Here is a 3,092-nt window from a genome sequence, read left to right as displayed (position 1 = left end):
GTGAAGCCCAGGAACGCAAAAAGGGCCCGGCGTATTGCCGGGCCCTTTTGAGATTTGGTTGCGGGGGCAGGATTTGAACCTACGACCTTCAGGTTATGAGCCTGACGAGCTACCGGGCTGCTCCACCCCGCGGTAAGGCGGTGATATGGACCGTAATGGTGGTCCTTTAAACAGGAACGCGGCGTCGATGTGATCGACGCCGCGTTGAAGCGTTTTGTCATGTTAAGAGGGATATCCTTGACAGGCCCGGCAACGACCTACTCTCCCGGGTCTTGAGACACAGTACCATCAGCGCTGAGAAGTTTAACGGCCGAGTTCGGGATGGGATCGGGTTCTGGCTTCTCGCTCAAGCCACCGGGCCGGCGAAGGATATGGCAAGCATAAGGTCTGTTTCTGGTGCGCATTCTGATCGCCTGGCGTGCCGCCAGTCGGAATGGGCACTGATGATGTTCGCAGTTGTTGAGTGTTTGCGGACATTGATCATGAGAACGATCAAGCCGATCGAGCAATTAGTACCGGTAAGCTGAACCCATCACTGGGATTACACACCCGGCCTATCAACGTGGTCGTCTTCCACGGCTCTCAAGGGATATCTCGTTTTGAGGTGGGTTTCCCGCTTAGATGCATTCAGCGGTTATCCCGACCGTACATAGCTACCCTGCACTGCGGCTGGCGCCACAACAGGTCCACCAGAGGTACGTCCACCCCGGTCCTCTCGTACTAAGGGCAGATCCTCTCAAATATCCTACACCCACGGCAGATAGGGACCGAACTGTCTCACGACGTTCTGAACCCAGCTCACGTACCACTTTAATCGGCGAACAGCCGAACCCTTGGGACCTTCTCCAGCCCCAGGATGTGATGAGCCGACATCGAGGTGCCAAACGATTCCGTCGATATGGACTCTTGGGAATCATCAGCCTGTTATCCCCGGCGTACCTTTTATCCGTTGAGCGATGGCCCTTCCACGCGGGACCACCGGATCACTATGGCCGTCTTTCGACTCTGCTCGACTTGTCAGTCTCGCAGTCAGGCAGGCTTATGCCATTGCACTCAACGAGCGATTTCCGACCGCTCTGAGCCCACCTTCGCACGCCTCCGTTACTCTTTGGGAGGCGACCGCCCCAGTCAAACTGCCTGCCATGCGCTGTCTCGGACCCGGATGACGGGTCGCGGTTAGACATCCATGACGATAAGGGTGGTATTTCAAGGATGACTCCACCAGAGCTGGCGCCCCGGCTTCAAAGTCTACCACCTATCCTACACATGCCGACACGAATGCCAGCGCAAAGCTACAGTAAAGGTGCACGGGGTCTTTCCGTCTGACCGCAGGAACCCCGCATCTTCACGGGGAATTCAATTTCACTGAGTCTATGCTGGAGACAGCGGGGAAGTCGTTACGCCATTCGTGCAGGTCGGAACTTACCCGACAAGGAATTTCGCTACCTTAGGACCGTTATAGTTACGGCCGCCGTTTACCGGGGCTTCAATTCGGAGCTTGCACTCCTCCTTTTAACCTTCCGGCACCGGGCAGGCGTCAGACCCTATACGTCATCTTACGATTTCGCAGAGCCCTGTGTTTTAGTTAAACAGTCGCTACCCCCTGGTCTGTGCCCCTCCGGCCTGGTTGCCCAAGTCGAAGGCCTCCTTATCCCGAAGTTACGGAGGTAAATTGCCGAGTTCCTTCAGCATAGTTCTCTCAAGCGCCTTGGTATACTCTACCAGTCCACCTGTGTCGGTTTAGGGTACGGTCTAATGTTGGAGCTATTTCCAGGAACCGCTTGGAAGCCAGGTCAATCCAATAAGACCTGACAGCGTACGCGATCCGTCACTACCAACTGGCTGAGGAATATTCACCTCATTCCCATCGACTACGCCTTTCGGCCTCGCCTTAGGGGCCGGCTAACCCTGCGGAGATTAACTTTACGCAGGAACCCTTGGACTTTCGGCGACAGTGTCTTTCACACTGTTTGTCGTTACTCATGTCAGCATTCGCACTTCCAATACCTCCAGCAGCCCTCACGGGTCCGCCTTCATTGGCTTATGGAACGCTCCGCTACCGCGCATCCGAAGATGCACCTTAAGCTTCGGCTCGTGGCTTGAGCCCCGTTACATTTTCGGCGCAGGAACCCTTATTTAGACCAGTGAGCTGTTACGCTTTCTTTAAAGGATGGCTGCTTCTAAGCCAACCTCCTGGTTGTTTTGGGATTCCCACATCCTTTCACACTTAGCCACGAATTAGGGGCCTTAGCTGTAAGTCAGGGTTGTTTCCCTCTCCACGACGGACGTTAGCACCCGCCGTGTGTCTCCCGCGCAGTACTTCTCGGTATTCGGAGTTTGGTTAGGCTTGGTAATACGGTAAGTACCCCGCACCCATCCAGTGCTCTACCCCCGAGAGTATTCACGCGAGGCGCTACCTAAATAGCTTTCGCGGAGAACCAGCTATTTCCGAGTTTGATTGGCCTTTCACCCCTAGCCACAAGTCATCCGAGACTTTTTCAACAGGCACCGGTTCGGTCCTCCAGTAGGTGTTACCCTACCTTCAACCTGCTCATGGCTAGATCACCCGGTTTCGGGTCTAATCCGACGAACTGAACGCCCTGTTCAGACTCGCTTTCGCTGCGCCTACACCTACCGGCTTAAGCTTGCTCGTCAGATTAAGTCGCTGACCCATTATACAAAAGGTACGCGGTCACTCAGGACGAACCTTGAGCTCCCACTGTTTGTAAGCATTCGGTTTCAGGTGCTATTTCACTCCCCTCGTCGGGGTGCTTTTCACCTTTCCCTCACGGTACTTGTTCACTATCGGTCGCTGAGGAGTACTTAGGCTTGGAGGGTGGTCCCCCCACGTTCAGACAGGATTTCACGTGTCCCGCCTTACTCATGTCCCAACTGTTCGCAGATCCGTACGGGGCTATCACCCATTGATGCGTGGCTTCCCAACCACTTCCGGTAACTCACAGTCAGGCACTGGCCTGGTCCGCGTTCGCTCGCCACTACTAACGGAGTCTCGTTGATGTCCTTTCCTCCAGGTACTTAGATGTTTCAGTTCCCTGGGTTAGCTTTGAACCCCTATGTATTCAGAGTTCAAT

Annotated in this window: 1 tRNA gene and 2 rRNA genes (1 of these 3 cut by a window edge); all 3 read right to left on the bottom strand. The window is 54.7% G+C overall.

The annotated features are described in order from the left end of the window. Nucleotides 1–55 precede the first annotated feature (55 nt). Nucleotides 56–132 (bottom strand) — tRNA-Met (locus EV560_RS35595). Between the two features lie 112 nt (nt 133–244). Then, nucleotides 245–359: ribosomal RNA gene (rrf, locus tag EV560_RS35590) — 5S ribosomal RNA — on the bottom strand. A gap of 129 nt (nt 360–488) precedes the next feature. After that, a 23S ribosomal RNA gene (locus EV560_RS35585) occupies nt 489–3,092 on the bottom strand; it runs 200 nt beyond the window's last position.

The organism is Allobosea sp. BK604 (assembly GCF_004341515.1).
In the GTDB taxonomy this organism is placed as follows: Bacteria; Pseudomonadota; Alphaproteobacteria; order Rhizobiales; family Beijerinckiaceae; genus Allobosea.
This window is presented reverse-complemented; position numbering and strand designations above follow the sequence as displayed.